The organism is Kitasatospora viridis (assembly GCF_007829815.1).
Taxonomy (GTDB): domain Bacteria; phylum Actinomycetota; class Actinomycetes; order Streptomycetales; family Streptomycetaceae; genus Kitasatospora; species Kitasatospora viridis.
The window spans coordinates 376,800-399,475 of record NZ_VIWT01000006.1; the positions used below are offsets into that span (position 1 = coordinate 376,800).

19 protein-coding genes are annotated in these 22,676 nt (G+C 73.6%); 12 read left to right on the plus strand and 7 right to left on the minus strand.

From position 1 onward, the window contains the following. Positions 1-15 precede the first annotated feature (15 nt). The 7 genes from FHX73_RS40785 (at position 16) to dacB (ending at position 8,621) form a co-directional block, all read left to right on the plus strand. Complete coding sequence (locus FHX73_RS40785) at positions 16-1,467, plus strand: MFS transporter (RefSeq protein WP_211786495.1); 1,452 nt, start codon at positions 16-18, stop codon at positions 1,465-1,467. A gap of 512 nt (positions 1,468-1,979) precedes the next feature. Further along, entirely contained in the window at positions 1,980-3,167 is a 1,188-nt protein-coding gene (locus FHX73_RS40790; protein ID WP_145911128.1) for an acyl-CoA dehydrogenase family protein, read from the plus strand. A 413-nt stretch (positions 3,168-3,580) separates the two neighbouring features. Further along, positions 3,581-4,684, plus strand: coding sequence for a zinc-dependent alcohol dehydrogenase (locus FHX73_RS40795; RefSeq protein WP_211786496.1), 1,104 nt, complete (start codon positions 3,581-3,583; stop codon positions 4,682-4,684). A 64-nt stretch (positions 4,685-4,748) separates the two neighbouring features. Further along, complete coding sequence (locus FHX73_RS40800; protein WP_145911129.1) at positions 4,749-5,483, plus strand: nucleotidyltransferase family protein; 735 nt, start codon at positions 4,749-4,751, stop codon at positions 5,481-5,483. A gap of 22 nt (positions 5,484-5,505) precedes the next feature. After that, positions 5,506-5,997, plus strand: coding sequence for a flavin reductase family protein (locus FHX73_RS40805; RefSeq protein ID WP_145911130.1), 492 nt, complete (start codon positions 5,506-5,508; stop codon positions 5,995-5,997). Then, positions 5,994-6,878 (plus strand): Gfo/Idh/MocA family protein, encoded by an 885-nt coding sequence (locus tag FHX73_RS40810; protein WP_145911131.1) that lies wholly within the window; start codon positions 5,994-5,996, stop codon positions 6,876-6,878. The genes FHX73_RS40805 and FHX73_RS40810 overlap by 4 nt, the downstream gene beginning before the upstream one ends. Positions 6,879-7,001: 123 nt before the next feature. Next, positions 7,002-8,621 carry a D-alanyl-D-alanine carboxypeptidase/D-alanyl-D-alanine endopeptidase gene (gene dacB / locus FHX73_RS40815; protein WP_145911132.1) on the plus strand — a complete coding sequence of 540 codons (1,620 nt, stop codon included), beginning with the start codon at positions 7,002-7,004 and terminating at the stop codon, positions 8,619-8,621. Between the two features lie 58 nt (positions 8,622-8,679). Here the strand turns inward: dacB and FHX73_RS40820 are convergent, their stop codons facing one another. Both FHX73_RS40820 and FHX73_RS40825 read right to left on the minus strand, forming a co-directional pair. Beyond that, complete coding sequence (locus FHX73_RS40820; protein WP_145911133.1) at positions 8,680-9,927, minus strand: MFS transporter; 1,248 nt, start codon at positions 9,925-9,927, stop codon at positions 8,680-8,682. Further along, positions 9,918-10,415, minus strand: a complete 498-nt coding sequence (locus FHX73_RS40825) for a MarR family winged helix-turn-helix transcriptional regulator (protein ID WP_145911134.1) — start codon at positions 10,413-10,415, stop codon at positions 9,918-9,920. The genes FHX73_RS40820 and FHX73_RS40825 overlap by 10 nt, the downstream gene beginning before the upstream one ends. A 103-nt stretch (positions 10,416-10,518) precedes the next feature. Here FHX73_RS40825 and FHX73_RS40830 point away from each other — a divergent pair, with 103 nt between their 5' ends. Beyond that, positions 10,519-11,121, plus strand: a complete 603-nt coding sequence (locus FHX73_RS40830; RefSeq protein WP_246214191.1) for a TetR/AcrR family transcriptional regulator — start codon at positions 10,519-10,521, stop codon at positions 11,119-11,121. A 170-nt stretch (positions 11,122-11,291) separates the two neighbouring features. Beyond that, a complete protein-coding gene (locus tag FHX73_RS40835) occupies positions 11,292-12,668 on the plus strand; it encodes a DHA2 family efflux MFS transporter permease subunit (RefSeq protein ID WP_145911351.1) in 1,377 nt (458 codons plus the stop codon). A 7-nt stretch (positions 12,669-12,675) separates the two neighbouring features. On the opposite strand, the gene FHX73_RS40840 is transcribed toward FHX73_RS40835, so the two are convergent. Next, positions 12,676-14,811, minus strand: a complete 2,136-nt coding sequence (locus FHX73_RS40840) for a glycosyltransferase family 39 protein (protein ID WP_145911135.1) — start codon at positions 14,809-14,811, stop codon at positions 12,676-12,678. Between the two features lie 150 nt (positions 14,812-14,961). Next, positions 14,962-16,284, minus strand: coding sequence for a lytic transglycosylase domain-containing protein (locus FHX73_RS40845; protein ID WP_145911136.1), 1,323 nt, complete (start codon positions 16,282-16,284; stop codon positions 14,962-14,964). 178 nt (positions 16,285-16,462) lie between these two features. Between FHX73_RS40845 and FHX73_RS40850 the strand changes: the two genes are divergently transcribed. Both FHX73_RS40850 and FHX73_RS40855 read left to right on the plus strand, forming a co-directional pair. Further along, entirely contained in the window at positions 16,463-17,701 is a 1,239-nt protein-coding gene (locus tag FHX73_RS40850) for a sensor histidine kinase (RefSeq protein ID WP_170305307.1), read from the plus strand. Then, positions 17,698-18,441 carry a response regulator gene (locus tag FHX73_RS40855; RefSeq protein ID WP_145911138.1) on the plus strand — a complete coding sequence of 248 codons (744 nt, stop codon included), beginning with the start codon at positions 17,698-17,700 and terminating at the stop codon, positions 18,439-18,441. Before FHX73_RS40850 ends, FHX73_RS40855 begins: the two co-directional genes overlap by 4 nt. Positions 18,442-18,454: 13 nt before the next feature. On the opposite strand, the gene FHX73_RS40860 is transcribed toward FHX73_RS40855, so the two are convergent. Then, positions 18,455-19,750: a YhgE/Pip domain-containing protein gene (locus FHX73_RS40860; RefSeq protein WP_246214192.1), complete on the minus strand. Its 1,296-nt coding sequence runs from the start codon at positions 19,748-19,750 to the stop codon at positions 18,455-18,457. Between the two features lie 87 nt (positions 19,751-19,837). Then, positions 19,838-20,416, minus strand: coding sequence for a TIGR03086 family metal-binding protein (locus tag FHX73_RS40865; protein ID WP_145911139.1), 579 nt, complete (start codon positions 20,414-20,416; stop codon positions 19,838-19,840). 218 nt (positions 20,417-20,634) lie between these two features. Between FHX73_RS40865 and FHX73_RS40870 the strand changes: the two genes are divergently transcribed. Then, on the plus strand, positions 20,635-20,895 hold the full coding sequence (locus FHX73_RS40870; protein WP_145911140.1) for a hypothetical protein: 261 nt from the start codon (positions 20,635-20,637) through the stop codon (positions 20,893-20,895). 116 nt (positions 20,896-21,011) lie between these two features. Here FHX73_RS40870 and FHX73_RS40875 read toward each other — a convergent pair whose 3' ends face one another. Continuing rightward, the gene (locus FHX73_RS40875) at positions 21,012-22,667 is read right to left on the minus strand and encodes an NB-ARC domain-containing protein (protein ID WP_145911141.1); all 1,656 of its coding nucleotides are present in this window, start codon (positions 22,665-22,667) and stop codon (positions 21,012-21,014) included. Positions 22,668-22,676: the final 9 nt, after the last annotated feature.

Consider the following 22,676-nt stretch of genomic DNA (forward strand, 5'->3'; position numbering starts at 1 on the left):
ATCGGAAGGCACCCCATGCCCGTCAACCGCCCCCTGCGCCCAGGAGTGGTCCTGGCCTTCCTGGCCCTGGCCCAGCTCATCTACTCGCTCGACCTGAACATCGTCTTCGTCGCCCTGCCCGACATCGGCAAGGACCTCGGCTTCACCGCCCAGACGCAGCAGTGGGTGGTCGGCGCCTACACCGTCTTCTGCGGCGGATTCCTGCTGCTCGGCGGCCGGTTGGCCGACCTGCTCGGCCGCCGCCGCACCTTCGTCACCGCGCTGGCGCTCTACGCCCTCGCCTCGCTGGCCGGCGGGCTGGCCACCAGCCCCGCGATCATCGTGGTCGCCCGCGCGATCCAGGGCATCGGCGGCGCGCTGCTGCTGCCCGCGACCCTGTCGCTGATCAACGCCCTCTACGAGGAGGGGCCGCGGCGCAACCGGGCGCTCGCGGTCTGGGGCGGCGCCGGGGCCTCCGGTCTGACGATCGGTGCGCTGCTCGGCGGCATCCTCACCCAGAGCTTCGGCTGGCGCGCCGTCTTCTTCGTCAACGTGCCGCTGGCGGCCGTCGTGCTGGTCGGCGCGCTGCTCTTCGTCCCGCGCGACCCGGCCGTCACCGAGCGGCGCAGGTTCGACCTGCCCGGCGCGCTCACCGTCACGGCCGGCGCCACCCTGCTGGTCTTCGGTCTGGTCCAGGGCCCCGTCTCCGGGTGGGGATCCGCCACCGGGATCTCGGCGTTCGTGCTCGCGGTGCTGCTGCTCGGGCTGTTCGCCGTCATCGAGTCGCGCTCGGCCGATCCGTTGATGCCCCCCGCGCTGCTGCGCAACCGCTCGCTGATCATCGCCGCCGCGGTCACCTTCCTCTACATGGGCTCGTTCGGGGCGCTGCCCTACTTCGAGACCACCCTGATGCAGGGCGTGCACGGCCTGAGCGCGCTGCAGTCCGGGCTCGGCTTCCTGGTGCCCTCGGTCGCCATCGCCAGCGGCACCCAGGTCGGCGAGCGCCTCACCACCCGCTTCGGCACCCGGGCCACGCTGCTCGGCGGGTTCCTGGTCGGCGCCGTCGGCACCGCGGTCATGACGGTGGGCTTCCACCAGCACTCCTCCTACCTCGCGCTGGTGCCGGGCCTGGTGGTCTCCGGCGTCGGACAGGGCGTCACCTGGACCGCCATGTGGATCGCCGCGGCCACCGGTGTGGCCCCCGAGCAGGCCGGGGTGGCCAACGGCATGGCCACCACCACGCTCTCGCTGGGCAACGCGATCGGGCTGGCCGCGCTGATCGCCGTCGCCAACAGCGGGACGGCGCACCTGAGCGGGTCGCCGCTGGCCGCCGCCCAGGCCTCCGGCTACGGGACGGCCGTGTGGATCACGGCGGTGCTGATGCTGGTCGGCGCGCTGCTGGCGCTCCCGCTGACCAGGCGGGCCGAGCGGCAGCCGGCCGGCCCGAGCACCGAACCGGCGGCGGCCGTGGAGCACGTGGGCCACTGAGCGGTCCGACCCGACCGGTCGGCCGCCGGCCCCGACGGGCGCCCCCCGCGCGGTTCTCCGCACGGGGGGCGCCCGTCCGCATCCCGTGGATTCCGTCGCGCGGCCCGGACCGTCGTGCGGATTCCGGTGGAATGAGGTCCGCGTTGCGACTTCGTGAACTCGTGGATCGCAATCCCGCCCGCCCGCCGCGGGAAAACCCGAGCTGACCTGGCAGAACCCGTGCACTGAAGGAATGTTAAATCTTTTTGACGGTGCCGGTGTGCGTTTACGGTGGACGGGCGCCGACTCGGAACCGGGCGGGTGCGGTTTGCCGCAAGGCCCGCGCTAGCTCGTGACGGAGCGTCATTTCTGTTGTGAAGCTCCTGAGAAGGACTGACGAATAGTCACTCTACGTGAAGGACTTGTGTATTGCCGTGGCGTGGGCCTATATTCATTCCAGTAGTACTAGTGTCGCAGTACAGTCGAACCACTGACGCTCCAACCTTTCGACGTCTATGGGGGGATCAACCAGCATGCCGCACAGTACTTCCGGGCCCGCCCTGTTCTCGCGCCCGGACACCCCGGACGCAACGGCGGATTGGCTCGCCCGGGCCGAAAAGCTGCTTCCCGTCATCGATTCCGACCGTGATCCGGCCGAGGAAAGGCGGGCCTCCGGCCCCGCCGTCTTCGAGAAGATCGCCGAACTCGGCTTCCACCGGATGTGGGTCTCCCGCCGCCTCGGCGGCGAGCAGGCCCCACTGACCGCCGGAATCAAGGCCATTTCCCTGATAAGCCGCCACGACGCCTCGGTCTCCTGGCAGATCGGCGTCCAGGGCGCGATCGGCCGGATCGCCGACTACCTCACCGAGGAGGCCGCGAAGACCGTCTTCTCCTCGCACGACCGGCTGGTGGTGGGCTCGGTCCACCCGACCGGGACGGCGGAGCGGGTGGCCGGCGGCTACCGGCTCGACGGGCGCTGGGGCTTCGCCTCCGGGTCCGCCGGCGCGGCCTGGATCGTCTCCGCCGCGCGCGTCACCACCGGCGGCGAGCCCACCGGCGCGGTGCGGATGCTCTTCGTGCCGGTCGAGCAGGTGACCCTGCTGGACACCTGGCACACCACCGGCCTGGCCGCCACCGGCTCCCACGACTACCAGGTCAGCGACGTCTTCGTGCCCGAGGAGCTCACCGTCGACGGGGCCGACCTCTGGGCCCCGCCGGCCGTCACGCCCTGGCGCGGCTACGGGATCGGATACTACGACTTCGGCCCGTTCACCGCGGCCGCCACCGCCCTCGGCATCGCCGACGGCGCGCTCGACCTGCTCACCGAGCTGGCGGCCGCCAAGGTCCCCTCCGAGGGCAAGGTCACGCTGAAGAACAGCCACACCGTCCATGACCGCCTCGCCCGGGCGCGCGCCGCCCTGCACGCCGCGCACTGCGTGGTGGACGACGCGGCCGAGCAGGCGCAGACCCACGGGGAGACCGGGGGAGAGCCGCTCTCCGCCCTGGTGCGCCTGGTCTGCGCGACCACCGCGGAGCACACGGTGGCCGCCGTCCACACCGCCTACGAGCTGGCCGGGGCGACCTCGACCTACCGCTCGCACCCGCTGGAGCGCAGCTTCCGCGACATCCACACGGCGGTGAAGCACATCACGCTGGCCCCGGCCAACTTCGAGATGGTCGGGCAGTACCGGCTCGGCGGCGGCCTGCACGCCCGTCGCTGAACCGCGGCCCGCCCGGCGCATTTGCGCCCGCACCGCAGTACTACCTGACGACAATTCCCCGCACGCCGTTCCCGGCCGCCCGGTCGAAAACCACCGGAAGCCGTCGGCGATCCTCCCCGCGCCCGCACCGCGCGACGGCCGACGCGCCGTCAGCGGAAGCCGCGGCGCGCCCGGGCCGGCACACCGTGGTGCCGCCCCTCTCCCGCGCGGCCCCCTCTGCCGCGCGCGTTCCTCCCGCGCCCGCCCGCCGCACCGTCGCGGCGCCGGCAGCCGTTCCCCTGCGCACCGCCGACATCCGCCCGCCGACATCCGCCCGCCGAATGGGCTGCGGCGGCATTCCCAGGCGCGCCCGACGGCCTGATGCGCGGTCAATTCCCGGTCATTCCACTCGGCAAACGAAGGGTCATCTCCGCATGCTCTCTGAAGCCACCACCCTCGCCCTGCCCACGATTCCGCAGACCATGAAAGCGGTCGAGCTGATCGCCCCGCGCAAGACCGCGCTGTCGACCGTGACGGTCCCCGAGCTGCCCCACGACGGGCTGCTGCTGAAGACCCGTTGCGTCTCCATCTGCTCGACCGACATCTCGTACTACGAAGGACACCTGTTCCCGGAGGAATACCCGGTCATCCTCGGGCACGAATACCTGGGCGAGGTCGTCGCCATCGGCGCCGGCTTCGACAACTCGGCGGACGTGAGAATCGGCGACCGCATCGTCTACTGGGGCCAGACCGACTTCGGCGGCTTCGCCGAGTACCGCTCGGTGCGCCCGATCTTCTCCGGCCAGGTCACCGCCGACACCTTCTGGGCCGACCGCAACTTCTACGACGACCGGATGGCCTCCGCCGTCAAGGTCCCGGACGACCTCGACGACCTGCACGCCTCGCTGATCGAGCCCACCACCGGCGCCATGCGCTCGGTGCTGACCAACCCGCCGGCCCCGGGCGACCGGGTCCTGGTGCTCGGCAGCGGCCCGATCGGCATCATCGCCGGCTCCCTGATCAAGCGGATCTTCGCCCCGCGCTCCATCGTCTCGGTGGACCTCAACAAGCACCGCGGCGCCTTCGCCGAGCAACAGTTCTCCGACCACGCCTACGTGCCGGACGAGTTGGCCGAGACGGTGCCCGAGGGCAGCTACGACTACGTCTTCGACACCCTGCCGACCGTGCACGTCGCCGACGAGGACAAGGACCCGCGCCGGATCGCCATGCGCAAGATCCGCCCGCAGGGCACCTACGTGCTCTACGGCGCCTCGCAGGAGATGCAGAAGTTCGACACCTGGCTGATGCTCGCCAAGGGCATCAACATCACGGCGGCCCCCTTCGACGTGCGCTTCTTCCCGATGCACCGCAGCGCCAACGTGATCGCCTCGGCGATGCACGTGCTGCGCGCCGGGATCGTGGACGCGGCCGCCCTGCAGACCCAGGTGTGCCACTTCGACGACTACCGGGGCCTCACCGACATCCTCGACAACTACCGCACGACCCCGCACCTCAAGACCGTCGTCGACTTCCGCTGAGTACCACGCCGCCGGGCCCACCGCCCCCGGCGGGCGGTGGGCCCCTTCTCGGAGAGGATCCCGGATGAAGGCCGTCGTGATGGCCGGCGGAGTCGGATCCCGCCTGCGCCCGATCACCGACGACATTCCCAAACCGCTGGTCCCGATCGACGGGACCCCGGTCATGGGCCACGTGCTGGAACTGATGCGCCACCACGGCGTCACCGACGCGGTGGTGACGGTCCGGTACCGCGCCGACCAGATCATCGACCACTTCGGCGACGGGGACGGGGTCGGCGTCAAGCTGACCTACCTGCGCGAGCGGGAGCAGCCGCTGGGCACGGCCGGCGCGGTGTACGCGGCCCGGCACCTGCTCGACACCGACGAACCGTTCCTGGTCATCTCCTCGGACGCGCTGACCGACATCGACCTGACCCGGCTGGCCCGCTTCCACGCCACCCACCCGGGGATCGCCACCCTCTGCCTCACCGAGGTCGAGGACCCCACCGGCCTCGGCGTGGTCGAGCTCGCGCCCGACGGCGAGATCCGCCGCTTCGTCGAGAAACCCGCCCCCGGCACCGCCCCCAGCAACACCGCCAACACCGGCATCTACCTGATGGACCCGCGGATCCTGCGCTGGATCACCCCGCACGGGGCCTGCGACTGGGCGACCGACGTCTTCCCCAGGCTGATGACGGCCCGTCAGCCGCTCTACGGCTGCACGCCCGGCGGCTACTGGCGCGACATCGGCACCCACCAGCAGCTCGCCATGGCACGCGGGGACGCGGTGCGCGGCACCTGGCGGCCGCCCGTGCGCTAACAGCCCAAGGAGCCCGTCTGAGATGACCGCCCCGCAGCCCGACTTCCGCCAGGCCATGGCCACCGTGCCCGGCCCGGTCGTGATCGCCACCACCGTCGACCCGCTGGGCCGGCCCTGGGGCTTCACGGCCAGCTCGTTCACCTCCCTGTCCGCCGACCCGCCGCTGGTCCTGGTCTGCCTGGACAAGAAGGCCTCGACCCACCGGGCCTTCAGCACCTGCGACCGGTTCCTGGTCAACGTGCTCTCCGCGGAGCACGCCGAGGTCGCCCAGCGGTTCGCCACCTCCGGCACCGACCGGTTCGCCGCCGCCGACACCCGTCCGCTCGAACTGGGCCTGCCCGGCCTGCCGGACGCGACGGCGCGGATCGCCTGCACCCTGCACAGCGTGCTCGACGGCGGGGACCACTCGATCCTGGTCGGCCGGGTGGTGCGGACGGCCGTCTCGCAGGAGCCGCCGCTGGTCTACTGCCGGCGCGGCTTCACCCGGCTCGACCCCGTGCCGGCGGCCGTGTGATCCCGCTGCGGACGGCCGTGGTCGGGCAGGACCACATCCACCTGCCCGACCACCTCGCCGGCCTCGAACGCGCCGGCGCCACCCGCTGCGCCGACCCCGCCCGGGCCGACGCGATCATCTGCGGCGCCAGCACCGCCGAACGCGAACGGATGCTGCCGGGCCTGACCCGGTTCGGGGTCCCGGTGCTGGCCGAGAAACCACTGGCCGCGACGGCACCCGCGACGGCCGCCCTGCTGCGCTCGGCGGCCGCGCCGGTCACCACCGCGATGTTCCTGCGCTGCTGCCCGGCCCTCGCGGCCCTGCGCGGCCTGCTCGCGACCGGACGCCTCGGCGAGCCCCGCTCCGCCGAACTGGCCTACCGGCACGACGGCTGGCTGCGCGGCGCCTTCACCGGCGGCGCGGCCTGGATGGCCGACCCGGCCCGGCTGCCCGGCGGCGCCCTGGCCGACCTCGGCATCCACCTGGTCGACCTGCTGGCCTGGCTGGGCCCGGCGCCGCGCGGGCCACGTGCGGTCCGGGTCCGCCGGGACCGGCCGGGCGGCGCGGTGCTGGCCGGCCGGGCCGAGCTCGGCTGGGGCGCGGCCACGGCGACGCTGCGGACCGACTGGGCCTGCCGGTCCGGCGGGCTGACGGTGCGGATCACCGCAGCGCGCGGCGTGGCCGAGGTCCGCGACGGATCGCTGACCCTCGATCAGGGCCGCGGCCCCGAGCCGCTGCTGCACGGCCCCGGGCCCGCCGCCGCCGACGCGGTGGTGGCCTTCCTGCGGCAGCTGCGCGGCGGCCCCCGGGTGCTGCCGGAGCCCGGCGAGATCCAGGCCGTCGCCGAACTCATGGACCAACTGCTTGATGCAGCGGGGGTGACCGCTCGACCGACCGGCTGATCATCACCCCACGAACCGTCAACACGCCGCACGGCGGCCCACCCGTCGGAGTCCGTGTACTTACCATGATGCGCCGTCAGCACTCCGCGCGGCGGCGCTCCCGACTCCAGAACGGCTGGGCGTATGAGATCAGAGATCCGTGGTCGGCTCCGGGCCTGGGCCACCGTCGGCGTCACCCTGGCGGTGGTGACCGGCACGGCCGCCGCCGCACCGGGCAACGACCCCCACCGCGACCTCTCGCCCGACATCACCGCGATCATGCACAAGCCCGCCTACCAGCACGCGCAGTGGGGCCTGCTGGAGGTCGACCCGTCGGACGGGCGGGTCATCCACTCGATGAACCCCGACCAGTTCTTCATGCCGGGCTCGACCACCAAGCTGATCACCCTCTCGGGCTCCTGGCACGCCCTCGGCCCGGACCACCGCTTCACCACGCCGGTGAACGCGATCGGCCGGCTCGACGGCTCGACGCTCACCGGGAACCTGGCCCTGGTCGCCCAGGGCGACCTCACCATGGGCGGCCGGACCAAGCCCGACGGCTCGATCGACTTCACCCCCATCGACCACACCTACGCCGACGACCTCCCGGGCGCCACCCTCACCCCGGAGGACCCGCTGGCCGGCCTGGACCAGATCGCCCACCAGGTCCGCGACTCGGGCATCACCCAGGTCGACGGCGACGTCGTCATCGACTCCCGGCTCTTCGCGCCCCCGCCGATCACCCCGCAGCCGACCCCGCTCATCATCAACGACAACGTCATCGACCTGCTGACCACCCCGACCGCCGCCGGGCAGCCCGCCCAGCTGAGCTGGCGCCCGCAGGTCGCGCCCTACCGGGTCACCTCCACCGTCCAGACGGTGGCGGCCGGCGGCACCACCGACATCCAGGTCGCCACCTCGCCCGACGGCACGGGCATCACGCTCTCCGGCACGATCGCCGCCGACTCCCAGCCCGCCCTGAAGACCTCGCAGATCCAGGACCCCGACGCGTTCGGGCGCACCGCCCTGATCGAGGCCCTGGGCCGCGCCGGGGTCACCGTCACCGCCCCGCCGACCGGCGCCAACCCGGCCGGCGCGCTGCCCGCCTCCTACAGCGGCGACCCGCAGGTCGCGGCCCTCGTCTCGGCGCCCTACCGCGACTACGCCAAGCTGATCCTGAACGTCAGTCACAACCTGGGCGCCAACCTGGCGCTGTGCAACATCGCCGCCAACCGCGGCAGCGGCGACTGCTTCGACGGCTTCCCGGTGATCCACGACTTCCTCGCCCAGACGGCGAACGTCGACCCGACCCAGTTCCAGATGGCCGACGGCCGCGGCGACGTGCCCGTCGACCGGGTCACGCCCACCGGGCTCAACCAGCTGCTCGCCTACTGGCTGCGTACCCCCGACGCCGACGCCTTCCGCACCTCGCTGCCGATCCTCGGCGTCTCCGGCACCGGCGCGCTCTACTGCACCACCGACTGCCCGGCCAAGGGCAAGGTCTTCGCCAAGCCCGGCACCATCATCGGCGGCGACCTGCTCAACCAGCAGATCGCCATCAACGCGCAGACCTACGCGGGCTACCTGCAGGCGGACGACGGCCACCTCTACACCTTCTTCGTCGGCGTCAACGGCGCGGCGGTGCCCGACATCCAGGGCTTCTTCGACGTGAACGACGACGTCGACCAGATCGCCGTGATCCTCCAGCAGGAGGCCTGCGCGGAACGCGCCGCCAAGCACCCCCGCCACCAGGCCGCGAAGTAGCGCAGGACGTTGTAGCGGCCCGGCGCCCCCGCACCGGGCACCGGGCCGCTCAGCCCGTCTACCCCTGCTCCGCGGCCGCCGCCACCTTCGTGGACCAGCGCAGCCCCGGCGTGGCGGCCCCCACCAGCAGCACCGCGCCGACGCACAACAGCCCGCCGCTGACCAGCGCGGCCGCACCTGACGAGGCCTCGGCCACCAGGCCGCCGCGCATGTTGCCCAGGTCGGGCCCGGCCTGACCGACGATCTGCTCGGCGGCGCCGACCCGCCCGAGCAGCTCGGTCGGCGTGTGCGTCTGGACGATGGTGCTGCGGGACACCACGGCCACCGTGTCCGCGGCCCCGGCCAGCGTCAGGAACGCCAGCCCCACCCACGGGTTCGGCGCCAGGCCGAACAGGGCGAGCGCCGCACCCCAGGTGGCGGAGCCGCAGAGCATCACCAGCCCGGGCCGGGGGAGCCGGGTGAAGCTCCCGGAGAACACCGAGGCGAGGATGCCGCCGACCGCCAGCGCGGTGAGGAAGAGCCCGAGGGTGCGCGGATCGTCGCCGAACCGCTCGGCGTTGACCAGCGGGAAGAGGCTGATCGGCATCGACAGCACGGTGGCCGCCAGGTCGGTGAGCAGCGCGCCGCGCACGGCGGGCGTGCGGGCCAGGAACGCCAGGCCGTCCGCCACCCCGCGCAGCCCGGGCCGGGCGGCGGCCGCACCCGGGCTCAGCCGGGGCAGGCCGAACGCGCCGTACAGTGCGGCGCAGAAGGTGAACGCGTCGATCAGGTAGCACCCGCCGACGCCCAGCCAGCCCACCAGCACCCCGCCCAGCGCCGGGCCCGCCAGCATCGCGCCCTGGAAGCCGATCCGCTGCAGTGCCAGACCGGCCGCCAGCTGCTCCTTGGGCAGCAGCTGCGGCAGGAAGGTGCGGGCGGCCGGGCCGCTGCCCGCACCGAAGCAGGCCTGCGCCGCGACCAGCGCCAGCACCCCGCCGGCCGGCAGCCGGCCGAACCCGCCCTGCGCGGCCAGCAGCACCGAACAGAGGGCCTGGCCGGCGGTGCTGACGAGGTAGCACATCCGCCGGTCCACCCGGTCGACCAGCGAGCCGGCGAACAGCCCGAGCACGACCAGCGGCACCGCCTGGGCCAGGCCGACGGCGCCGGTCCACGCGGTGCTCCTGGTCGCCTGCCAGACCTGGAACATCACGCCGACCAGGGTCATCTGGCTGCCGGAGGCGGACAGCGCCATGCCGGACCAGAGCCGGCGGAAGACCGGGGAGGAGCGCAGCGGGCCTATGTCCAGCAGGGTGTGCCTCAGTGCCATTCCGGGTCCTCGGCGAGCAGCTCGGCGATCCGGTCGTGGAAGCTGCGGCGCTCCAGGGCCCGTTCGATGTCGGTGACCACCCGGCTGAGCGGGTAGGGGAGTTCGGCTTCGAGCCCGGCCAGCGCGGCCTCGGTGGCCCGCCACTCCGCCGCCAGCCGCCCGGTGACGGCCCGGGCCTGCTCGGTGAGCGCGACCTTCTTGGTGCGCGCGTCGTCGCCGCTCACCGTCCGCACCCAGCCGGCCTCCCGCATCGCGGCCACCTTCTGGCTGAGCGCCGAGTGGGTGCGGCCGACCGAGTCGGCCAGCTCGGTGATGGTCATCGGGCCCAGGGCGTGCAGGCGCAGCAGCTCCAGCACCCAGGTCGGTTTGAGGCCCTCGATCCGGGCTTCGGCGTAGATCCGGCCGATCTCGGCGTCCAGCGACGCCTGGAGGAGTCGCAGCGGCCGCCAGAGGCTCTGCTGGGTGGGATCTGATGAAGGGTCAGCCATGCCCGGATCGTAACAGCACTTATATAAGTGCTGTTGCAATTTTTCGGCAGGATTCGGCGGAGGGGTCTTGACGTAGTAAGTGATTACTCAATAACCTCGAAGCATGGCCAGGACCAGCATGCGGATGTCGGCGGAGGAGCGGCGCGAGAGCGTCGTCCGGGCCGCGATGATCGAGTTCGCCCAGCGCGGCTACGACGGCACCTCCACCCAGGCGATCGCGAACCGGGTCGGCGTCTCCCAGCCCTACCTGTTCCGGCTCTTCCCGAACAAGCGTGCCCTGTTCGAGGCGGCCGTGCGGCGCTGCACGCAGGACGTCAAGGACGCCCTGCTCGGCGCGGTGGAGGGGCTGGCGGACCCGGAGGCCCGGGCGAAGGCGATGGGCGACGCCTACGTCTCACTCGTCGCGGACCACAGCCGCCTGCTGCTGCTCCAGCTCCAGATGTACGTCTCCACCGCCGCGGCCCGGGCCGAGGGCGACGAGGAGGTCGGCGAGGCGGTGCGCGCGCTCTGGCTCGACCTGTGGGACTCGGTGCGGGTGGCGGCCGGCATGACCACCGAGGAGGTCACCGGGTTCTTCGCCTACGGCATGCTGATCAACACCCTGCTCGCCATGGGCTTCCCGACCGGGCACCGGGTCTGGGAGGGCCTCTGGGGTGCCGGGAAGTGCGGCGCAGACGACGCCGCCGAGTCGCCGGAGGTGTCGTAGCGGTCCGGGTCGCGCCCGGGCGGCTGCCTCATGGCCACGAAAGTTATTGAGCAATTACTACCTACTCTCCCGTCCACCCCGCCCTTCCCCCTCAGCTCTCCGAGGAGCCTCCCGTGCGTAGAACCAGCCCAGCCGTCTGGGCCTTCGTGATCACCAGCACCGCCGGATTCATGGCCGCGCTGGACAACCTGGTCGTCACCACCGCGCTCACCGCCATCCGCAAGCACCTCGGCGGCGGCATCAGCGACCTCGAATGGACCGTCAACGCCTACACCCTCACCTTCGCCGTCCTGCTGCTGCTCGGCGCCGCGCTCGGCGACCGCTTCGGCCGGCGCCGGATGTTCCTGGTGGGTCTGGGCACCTTCACCTTCGCCTCGCTCGCGGCCGCCCTGGCACCGAACATCGACGCGCTGATCGCGGCCCGCGCCGTGCAGGGCGTCGGCGCCGCCATGCTCACCCCGGTCAGCCTGACCCTGCTCACGGCGGCCGTCCCCGCCGCCCGGCGCGGACTGGCCTTCGGCGTGTGGGGCGCGGTCAACGGCATGGCCGTCGCGATGGGCCCGCTGATCGGCGGCACCGTCGTCGAGCACCTGTCCTGGCAGTGGATATTCGCGCTCAACGTGCCCATCGGCCTCGCCCTGCTGCCGCTGGCCCGGCTGCGGCTGAACGAGAGCACCGGACCCGACCGCCGGCTCGACGTGCCGGGCACCGTGCTGGTCAGCGCGGGCCTGTTCGGCCTGGTCTACGCGGTGATCCGGGGCAACGACGACGGCTGGACCAGCACCCCGGTGCTCACCGGCCTGATCGGCGGCGGCGCCCTGCTGCTCGGCTTCCTCGCCTGGGAGCGGCGCTCGGCGGCCCCCGCCGTGCCGCTGCGGCTGTTCCGCAGCCGGGCGTTCTCGGCCGTCAACCTCGCCACGGCGCTGATGTCCGTGGGCATGTTCGGGGCGGTCTTCCTGCTCAGCCAGTTCCTCCAGGCCGCCCAGGGCTACAGCCCGATGGAGGCGGGCGTGCGGATGCTCCCGTGGACCGGCATGCCGATGCTGGTCGCCCCGGTCGCGGGCCTGCTGGCGGACCGGATCGGCGGGCGCACCGTGATCGCCGCCGGGCTCACCCTCCAGGCGGCGGGCCTGGGCTGGTTCGCCTCGGTGGTCTCCGCGCACGTCGGGTACGCGGCGCAGGTGCCCGGCCTGGTGCTCTCCGGCGTCGGCATGGCGCTGTTCTTCGCCCCGGTCGCCACCGTGCTGATGGGCGCGGTCCGGCCGCAGGAACAGGGCGTGGCCTCGGGCGTGAACAACGCCCTGCGGGAGGTCGGCGGCGCGCTCGGCGTCGCCGTGCTGACGGCGGTCTTCACCGCGCACGGCGACTACGGCAGCCCGCAGCGCTACGTCGACGGCCTGGTGCCGGCCCTCTGGGTGGGCGCCGCCGCGCTCGCGCTCGGCGCCGCCGCGGCCCTGGCCGTGCCGCGGCGAAGCGGCGCGGACCAGGGCCGCGCGGCCGAGTCGCCCGGTGCGCAGGCCGCGCCCCCGCTCGCGGTGCGGGGCTGACGGGGCCTCAGGGGCACTTGTAGAGCAGGTAGTCGGCCCGCGGGTTGCTGGACATCAGGGTGCAGTGGTCCTTGACCGCCTGGACCCGGGGGTCGGTGCCGGTCAGCACCCCCGGGCCGGGCACCAGCGCCGAGCCGATCTGCCGGGACTCGATCATCGCGATCACCTCGTCGACGCTCGGGGAGGGAAGGTTCCCGCTGAAACCGCCGATCGGGCGCAGGTGGGTGACCCCGCCCATGATGTAGCCGCTGGCGGCGGTGGACTGGTAGACCAGCATGTCGCCCTGCCTGGCCAGGGCGGTGTTCAGCTGCGCGTCGCCCCGCATCGCCAAGGTCCAGGCGTAGCCGTTGCCCTTCGGCATGATCGAGCCGCCGTACAGCCCGGTGGCCGAGAGCGCGGCGGTCCTGGCCGCCCGGCTCGGGTCGGCGAAGGTGCCGGAGGCCGCGAACGGGGCGTCGAACGGGCCGCCGGAGCGGGCCAGCAGCCAGACCCCGGCCGTCACCAGGCCGGTCAGCAGCACGATGAGGGTGAGCGCCAGCGCCAGCGCGGTGCTCGGCACCCGCAGGCGCCCGCGCGCCCGGCCCCGCAGCAGCAGCGCCGCCCCGGCCGCGCACCCGGCGAGCACCAGGAGCCACTGCAGCACCGGGGGTTGGGCGTACAGCAGGCCGGCGCTCCAGACGCCCTGCACCACCAGCAGGGCCGCCAGCAGCCCGCGGGCCCGGCGCCAGAGCGTGGTCACCGTGAGCCCGGTCAACGCGCCGATCGCCGGGACCAGGGTGGCCAGGTAGTAGTCGTGCAGGGCGCCGGCCTGGCTGAAGGCCACCACGCCGACCAGCAGCCAGCCGGTCCACAGCACCACCGCCGCCCGGATCCGCCGCAGTTCGGCCAGCGGCGCGGGCAGCGGCCCGGCCGCGCGCCGGCCGGGCGAGCCCGGCAGCCGGCGCGGCAGCACCACCAGCAGGAGCACCGCGCCGGCCAGCGCCAGCGGCAGCAGCCAGCCCGCGTCCGGGCCCAGCGGCGCGGTCAGCAGCCGGTCCCAGGCCGCGGCCGAGAAGGTGCTCGGCGGCACCAGACCGGCGCCGTGCTCCGGGGTCAGGTAGAGCGCGGCGTGCCGGACCGCCGCCGGGTCCCGTGGCGCCAGCGGCGGCAGTCCGTAGTCCAGGCCCTGGTTCAGCCGCTGACCGCCGTTGTAAAGGAAGACCTGTTCGAAGACGGAGTCGTGGGTGCTTCCGTCGGCCAGCGGCCGGTCGGCGGCCGGGGTGAGCGCGAAGAAGGCCATCCAGCCGAGCGAGAGCGCCGCGGCCGTCGCACTGAGCAGCAGCCCGCGCAGCAGCGCCCGCAGCCGGGCGCCCGCGGGGGCGGCCGTGACCAGGGCCAACACCAGGGCGGGCAGCAGGAACCAGGCCTCCGCCATCTTCGCCTGGAAGGCCAGCGCGACCCAGCCGGCCGCCGCCCAGCCCGAGCGCCGCCTCCCGAGCAGCACCGCGCGCAGCACCGCGTCCGCGGCGAGCAGCAGGAGCAGCAGGTAGAGCGGCTCGGAGAGGTTGCCGCGGGTGGAGGCCAGCGTCACCGGGCTGGCGGCCAGGACCGCCGCCGCGATCAGCGCGGGGCCGGCCCCGCCGACCCGGCGCACCGCCCGGTACAGCACCAGCACCGACAGCGTCGCCTCGACCACCTGCGGCAGCACCATCGCCCGCACCGAGTAGCCGAAGATCCGCACCGACAGGGCCTGCACCCAGAACGCGCCGGGCAGCTTGTCCAGCGTCACGGTGGCCTGCGGGTCGAAGGCGTCGTAGAAGAAGGCGTGCCAGCTGCCGGCCATGCTGCGCACCCCGGCCGCGTAGTACGTCTCCAGGCCCTCCTGGTCGAGCGACCAGGCGTAGCCGACCGCGGCGAGCGCGGCGATCAGCAGGAGCAGCACGCGGGGGAGCGGGAGGGCCCGGCGCAGCAGCAGGAGCAGCCGGGTGGTGAGCGCCGGCGCGGCGGGCCGCTCGGCGACGAGGACGTCGGCAGTGGGGACGTCGGTGGCGGGGACGTCGGCGACGAGGAGGCCGGTGGCGGGCGTGGCGGCCGCTGCGGCGGTGTCCTCGTGGGGCGCGTCTGGTGTCTCGATGGTGTTGATGATGTGTCGACACGGCGTCATGGCTCCACTGGCCGTGCGCCGTTCCCCCCTTTCCTGAGACGCGCATCATGCCGGGAGGGGGAGTGATCGAGCAAATGTGCCAATGCTGAGCATGTGTGGGAGCCCCGCCGTCCTCCCGCCACCGGTGGCAGGAGGACGACGAGGGCGTGCTCAGCCGGCCTTCGGAGCCTTCGAGGCCTGCGAGGCGGAGGCCGACGGCGACGGCGAGGCCGAGCTCGCCGCGGCGCTGGGCGAGGGCGCGGCGCAGCCCGGGGCGGGCGAGCCCGAGGGCGATGCGGACGGCCCGCTGCTCGGGTCGGCCGACGGGGTGGCCGTCGCCGTCGGGGAAGGCGTCGTGCTCGGGGCGGCTGACGGGGTGCCAGTGGCGCTCGGCGACGGGCACGGGGTCGGCGTGGCGGAGCCCGACGGGGACGCGGACGCGCTGGCGGAGGCGCTGGCCGAGGGCGACGGCGCGGGGCTGTGCGTCGGGCTCGCGCTGGGCGACGGCGTGGCGCTGGCACTCGCGCTGGCACTTGCGCTGGCGCTCGCGCTCGCACTCGCACTCGGCGAGGCGGCGGGGCCGGCACTGGCGCTGGCGCTCGCGCTCGCGCTCGGCGAGGACGAGGGAGACGGCGAGGCCGAGGCCGACGGTGCGCCGGGCGTCGGCTTCGCGACGGCTCCGGCGGGCGCGTCCGGACTGGTCGTCACACCGCCCTGGTAGTACGTCATCCACGCCTTGACAGTGCGCAGGTAGTCGTCCGAGTGGTTGTAGCCCAGGATCGCCTGGTCCAACTGGCCGGGCACGGCCAGGTCCCGGCCGCCCGCGCACAGGTACCGGCCGGCCGCCAGCGCCGCGTCCCAGACGTTGTCGGGGTCGGCGACGCCGTCGCCGTTGCCGTCCGCACCCCACTCGGCCCAGGTGGAGGGGAGGAACTGCATCGGGCCGACGGCCCGGGCCCACACCGTGCTGCCGTCGTACTTGCCGCCGTCGGTGGCCGGCAGGGCGGCGTTGCCGCCGGTGCCGTCGAGCACCGGGCCGAGGATCGGCGTGTAGGTGGTGCCGGCGGCGTCGACCATGCCGCCGTCGGCCTGCCCGGACTCCACCTCGCCGATGCCGGCCAGCAGTTGCCACGGCAGGTGGCAGCCGGGGTCGGTGCCGGCCAGCGAGGCCTCGGCCTTGCGGTAGGCGGCGAAGACGGTGGCCGGCAACCGGGCCCCGCCGACGGGCGTGAGCACCGGCGTGACCGGGCCCGGGGTGGCCGTTCCCGGGGCCGGGGCGGGCGGCTGCGGGAGGGCGCGGGTGCCGCCGCCGTCCAGCGCCGGCTGCCCGCCGGGTGCGGGCGGCGTGCTCGCCGTGGCGCCCGCCGCCGGCGCGGCGGCGCCGGGTGCGGGCTGCGCCGCCCCGCTCGACGGCGCGGTCGATGCCGTCACGGCGGCCAGGGCGACGATCACCCCGCTCGCCCGTAGCACCCGGTTGTGTATGAGCCCAGCCATGCGGTGGGTCTCCTCTCGTCGTTCATACGGTCAGTTCATGGACGAACCGAGGGCCCATCAGGTTCCACCGGTCCGTTCGGGGTCGGGGATACCGCGCCCGTATGACGACCGGTGAGCCCAGTGCTCCTAGGCTGCCGGGATGTGGACGGGCACCTGGCGATTCCTGAGACGTAGTGCGGTGACCGATGCGTTGTTCGCGATGGTCCTCGCGGCGGTGACGGTCGTGTACGGCCGGCAGACCTACGCGGACGACTACCGGGCGGCCGGCTGGCCGTCCTTCGGCGCGGCGGCGATCGCGCTGTCGATGCTGGTGAACCTGCCGCTCGCCGTGCGCACCCGGGCCCCGCTGACCGCGTTCGCGCTGAGCTGCGCCGGCCTGCTCGCCTACACGCTGGCCGGCTTCGAGCCCTCGGTGAACCTGTGGGCCACCCTGCTGGCCTGCTACACCGTGGTGCTGCGGGTCGGCGGTCGGCGGGCCGGGCTGGTGGCGGCGGCGACCAGCGGCACCTGGGTGGTCTGCGGTCTGGCCGCCGGGCTGTCCGGCCTGCTGGCCGTGGCGCAGACCGTGATCGCGGTGGGCCTGGTCTGGGTGTTCGCCGCCGGCCAGCGCCAGCTCGCCCTGCGCAACGCCCAACTGCGGCTGATGGCCGAGCGGCTGCGGCTGGAGCAGGAGCTGCGGGCCGAGCACGCGGCGATGGCCGAGCGGGTGCGGATCGCCCGCGAGCTGCACGACGTGGTGGCCCATCACCTGTCGGCGCTGGCCATGCAGGCCGGTGTGGCGCAGTACCTGTTCGCCTCCGATCCGCAGGCGGCCCTGGCGGCGGTGGGCCAGGTCGGCACGACCAGCCGGGAGGCGCTGGACGAGATGCGCGGCCTGCTGCGGGTGCTGCGGGTGCCCTCCGCGACCCAGCCCGAGGAGGAGGCGGAGGGGGAGCCGATGCACCCGGCGCCCGGCCTGGACCAACTGGAGGGCCTGGCCCGGCGGGTGCGCGCCGCCGGGGTCGAGGTGGAGGTCCGGGTCGCCGGGGAGCGAGTGCCGCTGCCGCCGGGCATCGAGCTGTGCGCCTTCCGGATCGTCCAGGAGGCGCTCACCAACACCCTCAAGCACGCGGGGCGTCCGGCCGCCGTCACGGTCGAGCTCGACCACCGGCCGCACGCGCTCGCCGGCCGGATCGTCGACGACGGACCGGGCCGGCCGGGCGGCGCGGACGCCGCGGCGGGCGGGCCGGGCATCCCGGGCACGGGCTTCGGCTTGATAGGCGTCGGTGAACGGGTCAGACTCTACGGCGGCCAGGTGCAGGCCGGTCCCCGGGCGGAGGGCGGGTTCGAGGTGGCGTTCACCCTGCCGCTCACCGGGCCGGGCCTGCGGGCCGAGGGGGACGCCGAACTGTCGGAACGGGGGACGTGGAAGATATGACGGCCATTCTGATCGTCGACGATCAGCTGCTGATCAGGGCGGGCCTCGCGGCACTGATCCGTGCGGCGCCCGGCCTGGAGGTGGCCGGCGAGGCGGCCACCGGCGAGGAGGCCGTCGAGCTCGCGCTGCGCACCCGGCCGGACGTGGTGCTGATGGACATCCGGCTGCCCGGGATCAGCGGCATCACCGCACTGGAGCGGATCCTGACGCAGGCTCAGGGTGCGCCGCCGAAGGTGATCATGCTGACCGTCTTCGACCTCGACCAGTACGTCTACCAGGCGCTGCGGGGCGGCGCCAGCGGCTTCCTGCTCAAGGACACCGAGCCCGAGCGGCTGCTGTCGGCCATCGCGCTGATCGCCGAGGGCGAGATGATCTTCGCGCCGAGCGTGCTGCGGCGCCTGGTCGAGAACTTCGCCAGCCGACAGCCGGCCACGGCCGCCACGGCCGCCACCGCCGGTCCGGCCGGTACAGCCGGCGAGCCGGGCGCGCCCGGGGCGGGCGAGCCGCTCGGCACGCTGGACCGGCTGACGGTGCGTGAGGTGGACGTGCTGCGCCTGGTGGGCCAGGGCCTGCCCAACCAGGACATCGCCCAGCGCCTGGTGGTCAGCGTCGCCACGGTGAAGACCCACCTGAACCGGCTGATGGCCAAGCTCCACCTGGCCAGCCGCGCACAGGCCGTGGTGCTCGCCTACGAGAGCGGCCTGATCGTGCCGGGCACCGCGGCCGGCGAGGGCGGCTGACCCTCCCGGACCCTCAGCTGGGCGGGGGCTGCGGCACCAGGCGCTTGAGGCCCTTGCGGTCGTAGTAACGGGTCATCAGGAAGCCGAAGGCCAGCGCCACCACGAAGCCGACCGCGATCATCAGCCAGGCGCGGGCCAGACCCGCGTCGGCGCGGGCGTCGAAGTAGAGGATCGACCGCACCCCGGCGCTGAGCTGGCGCATCGGCTCGAACGCGCCGAGGAAGCGGTAGAAGGCGGGCGTGGCCTCCAGCGGCACGGTCGCGCCGGAGGAGGGCAGGGCCAGCGCGATGAAGACGAACATCGACACCAGCTGCCCGATGGTGCCGAAGGCCGCGTTGATCGCCTGCACCCCCAGGCCCACCGCGAGGCACGCGCAGTAGGAGAAGATCCAGAGCAGCGGGATGTGCGGGGCGTCCATGCCGAGCGCCGCGACGCAGGCCACCATGACCATCGTCGTGGTGAGCACCAGGATCCCGGCGGTCATCGCCATCTTCAGCACCAGCGTCTGGGTCCGGCCGATCGGCACGGTCGGCTTGCGCTGGTGCCACGGGCCGATCTCGGTGTCCGCGTAGCCGAGCGCCGAGTCGACCCCGTTGTGCACCAGGTTGCCGGTGATGAAGGCGCTCAGCACCAGCAGCAGCGCGTAGTAGAAGGCGCTCAGACCCAGGCCGCTGTGCTGCCCGATCGGGTGGCCGACCTGGGTGACGACCGCGACCGGGTCGGCCAGCAGCAGCCGGGCGGTCGGGTCCGCCGCGGCGGTCGCCGGTGCGGAGTCCAGCTCCCGACCGATGCTCAGCGAGGCCTGGTGCGCGGCGCCCTGGTCGATCTGCGCCGCGATCGAGGAGCCGAGGCTGCCCACGCCCGGGTTGGTCAGCACGGTGATGGTCGGCCGCACCGTGGCGTGACCGGTCGTCAGCGCCGCGATCGAGGCCGTGAAGTCGGCCGGGATCAGCAGCGCCCCGTACACCTTGCCCGAGGCCAACAGGTCCTGCGCCTCGGCCTGCCCCACCTGCCGCCAGCGCACCGACCCGGCCGGCGAGCCCGCGACGACCGCCGCCGCGACCTGCGCGCCCACGTTCTCCCGCTGGCCCGGCAGCGGGGCGCCGGTGTCCGCGTCGACCACGGCGACCGGCAGGTGGTGCAGGTTCCCGTTGGGGTCGATGATCCCGCCCATGTAGAGCAGCGACAGCAGCAGCGCGACCAGGGCGGCCAGCACGGTGGGCACCAGCCACAGCTTGGGGCGGCGCAGCAGCGCGCCGGCCCGCCGCTGCTCGGGGGCGGGCACGGTCGGCTCGATCGGGGAGGCCACGACGGTCCACGCTAGGACGCCCCGCCGGGTGGCCGGGTGCACGACACGCGCCTGCCCGCCAACCGGGCGGACAGGCGCGGTGCGAGGTCAACCGGCGAGCGGGACCTCGCGGCCCAGCCAGCCCGCCAGGCGGCTGTAGGCATCCGCCTCGGCCGGCACGGCGCGGAGCGCGGCGAAGGGGCTGCCGGTGCGGTCGCCGTCGGCGGGCAGGACCTGCTGCGCCATGCCCAGGGAGATCAAGGCCAACTCCTCGTCCAGCGCCTCCGCGGGCGCGACCACCTGAGCGATGTCCCAGGTGTGGGTGACGGCCTCCGTCAGGTAGCCGGTCAGCACGAGCCGGCCGGGCGCCTCGCCCCAGGGCGCGTCGACGACGCGGTCCAGCGTGGCGTCGTCCGACCAGGCGGCGGCGACCCGGGCCCGGGCCCGGTCCAGGGCGCCGGACCAGTCGGTGTCGTCGATCTCGCCGACCGTGGCGGCCAGGTCCAGGGCGCGGCCGCCCTCGCCCACGTAGGCGATCCGGTGGATGCCGCCGACCACGTGGCCGAGCAGCGTCCGCAGGTCGTACTCGGTGCAGGGCGTGGGGCGGTCGAGGTCGGCCGGGGTGACGCCGGCGAAGACCATCGCCAGCTGGTCGAGGGAGCGGGTGTAGAGGGCGCGCGGGTCCATCGGGCTGACTCCTGTGTCTGCAAGGGGTGTTCGTCGCTGCGACGAGCACTCTCGCAGTCACCTCTGACAGGTGTTCGGGTTCGTTCGGGAAACGGGGCCACGCCGTGCCCCCAGGGTCAACCTGGTCCTACCGCTTCACGCGAAGACCGGTCCGAGCGGTAGTCAACGGGGGAAGGCGACTTGCCGACTCCCACTCGTCAACTAAGAGGAGACTGTCCATGAAGAAGGCACTCGCCACACTTGCCACCGCCGGGGTGCTGGCGCTGACCGCCGTGGCCGGCACCACGGCCACGGCCAGCGCAGCAGCCCCGACCCACGCGTCGACCAAGTCGGTCGCGTGGTCGAACCAGGTCGTCGGCGGCCCGTACGGCACTGCCGAAACGTGCGTGGAGTTCGTGAGGGAGCACAACGAGTTGGGCGTCTGGGACTGCGAGTTCCTCGCGGGACCCTACGGTGGCTGGGTCGCCCTCGCGCCGTGACGATGGAGCGCTCGCGTTGCCGATCCCGATCGGTGAATGAGCACGTCGCCGGGTAGTCAGGTATGGGCGGGTCCGTCGCAAGGCGGGCCCGCCCGCGGCGCTCTCGCTGACGATCATCAGGCGCTGTCCAAGCCCATCGACAAACGCTGTTCCTTGAAGCGGACGAAGCCGTAGGTGGCAAGCGCGTGGGCCAACTGCCAGCTGTGGTCCTCGAAGCCGGTGGCGGCGGCGTGGACCATGGCGCTGAGCAGCACGGGATGTTCGGTGGTGAACCAGGCCAGCGCCTGTTCGTGATCGGTGAACTGTTCTGGGTAGACCCCTGGTTGTGGCGGGGGCAGGTCGAGCGGGTCTCGGCCCTGTTCCACGTGCAGGGCGGCGGCGTGCGCGGTGTGCACGTAGTGGTCCAGCATCCGGTGCACCGCGGCGCGGCGCTCCTGCTCGGAGTCAAGGGAGTTGGCCTGCTCAGTGGCGTAGGCGCGGAGCAGGTCGTGGAGTTCGAAGCGTCCGCTGCGCTTCTGCTGGAGCAGGTGTTCGTCCAGGAGCAGTTCCAGTGCCCTGGCGGCCTCGCCGGCGGTGATGCCCGCCAGTGCGGCGGCGGCCGCTGCGCTGAAGTCGGGGCCGGGGTGCAGGCCGGTGAGGCGGAAGACCTGTCGGGCCTGGTTCGGGAGTGCCTGGTAGGAGGCGTCGAACACGGGGCGTATCGCGCGGCCGCCGGCGCTGATCGCCTCCAGGCGTCCGGTCCGCATGCGGTCGGCGAGTTCAGCCAGGCTCCAGGCGGGCCGGGAGCGGAGCCGGGCGGCAGTCAGTGCGAGGGCGAGGGGGAGGCGGTCGCAGTACTCGATGACGCGGGCGGCGGCCTCGGGTTCGGCGGCCACCCGGTTGTGTCCGGCGATCCGGGTGAGCAGGTCGAGTGCTTCGGCGCCGGTGAAGGTGTCGAGCAGGTGTGGGATGACGCCGTCGAGTCCGGCGAGGCTTCGGCGGCTGGTGATCAGGACCAGGCAGCCGCCGCCGGCGGGGATCAGGTCGCGGACCTGGTCCTCGTCGGCGGCGTTGTCGAGCAGGATCAGCGCGCTGCGTCCGCGCAATCGATCGCGGTACATCGCCGCGCGCTCGTCGCGGCCGGCCGGGATCTGCTGGGCCGGCACGCCCAGTTGCCGTAGGAAGGCCTCCAGGACGGCGGACGGGTCGGCGGGGGCGAGTTCGGGCTCGAAGCCGCGCAGGTTCACGTACAGCTGCGCGTCGGTGAAGTGGCCGGCGCCGACGAGCTGGTGGGCGGTGTGGACGGCGAGTTGGGTCTTGCCCACGCCGGCCATGCCCTCGATCGCGGAGATCAGCACGGTGTTCGCGCGGTCGCCGTCGTGGCGCTGGGTGGCTGCGGCGATCAGGCGGGCGATTTCCTCGCGGCGCCCGGTGAACGTGGCGAGGTCCGTGGGCAGTTGGCCGAACACCCCGACCGGGCCGCCCACTTTGGCCAGTCCGTGCACCTTGACGCAGGCCTCGCGCCACCGCGCGACCGCGGGCCCGTCAACCCCCAGCGCCCGGACGATCGCCACGACCAGGCCCAGGTCCAGCCGCCGCCGACCCGCCTTGAACGTGTCGACGACGGTGGTGAGCGGGATGTCGCGCGCGGGCCGCATCAGCGGACCGACCCGCCTCGCCAACACCCGGTACGAGGGCATCCCCGCCCACGCCCGCAACTCGCCCAACAACCCGACGAACTCCGCCAGATCCTCCGCCCCGTCGGGATCCGGCATCCCCTGCTGCTCGTTCACGGCGCCCCC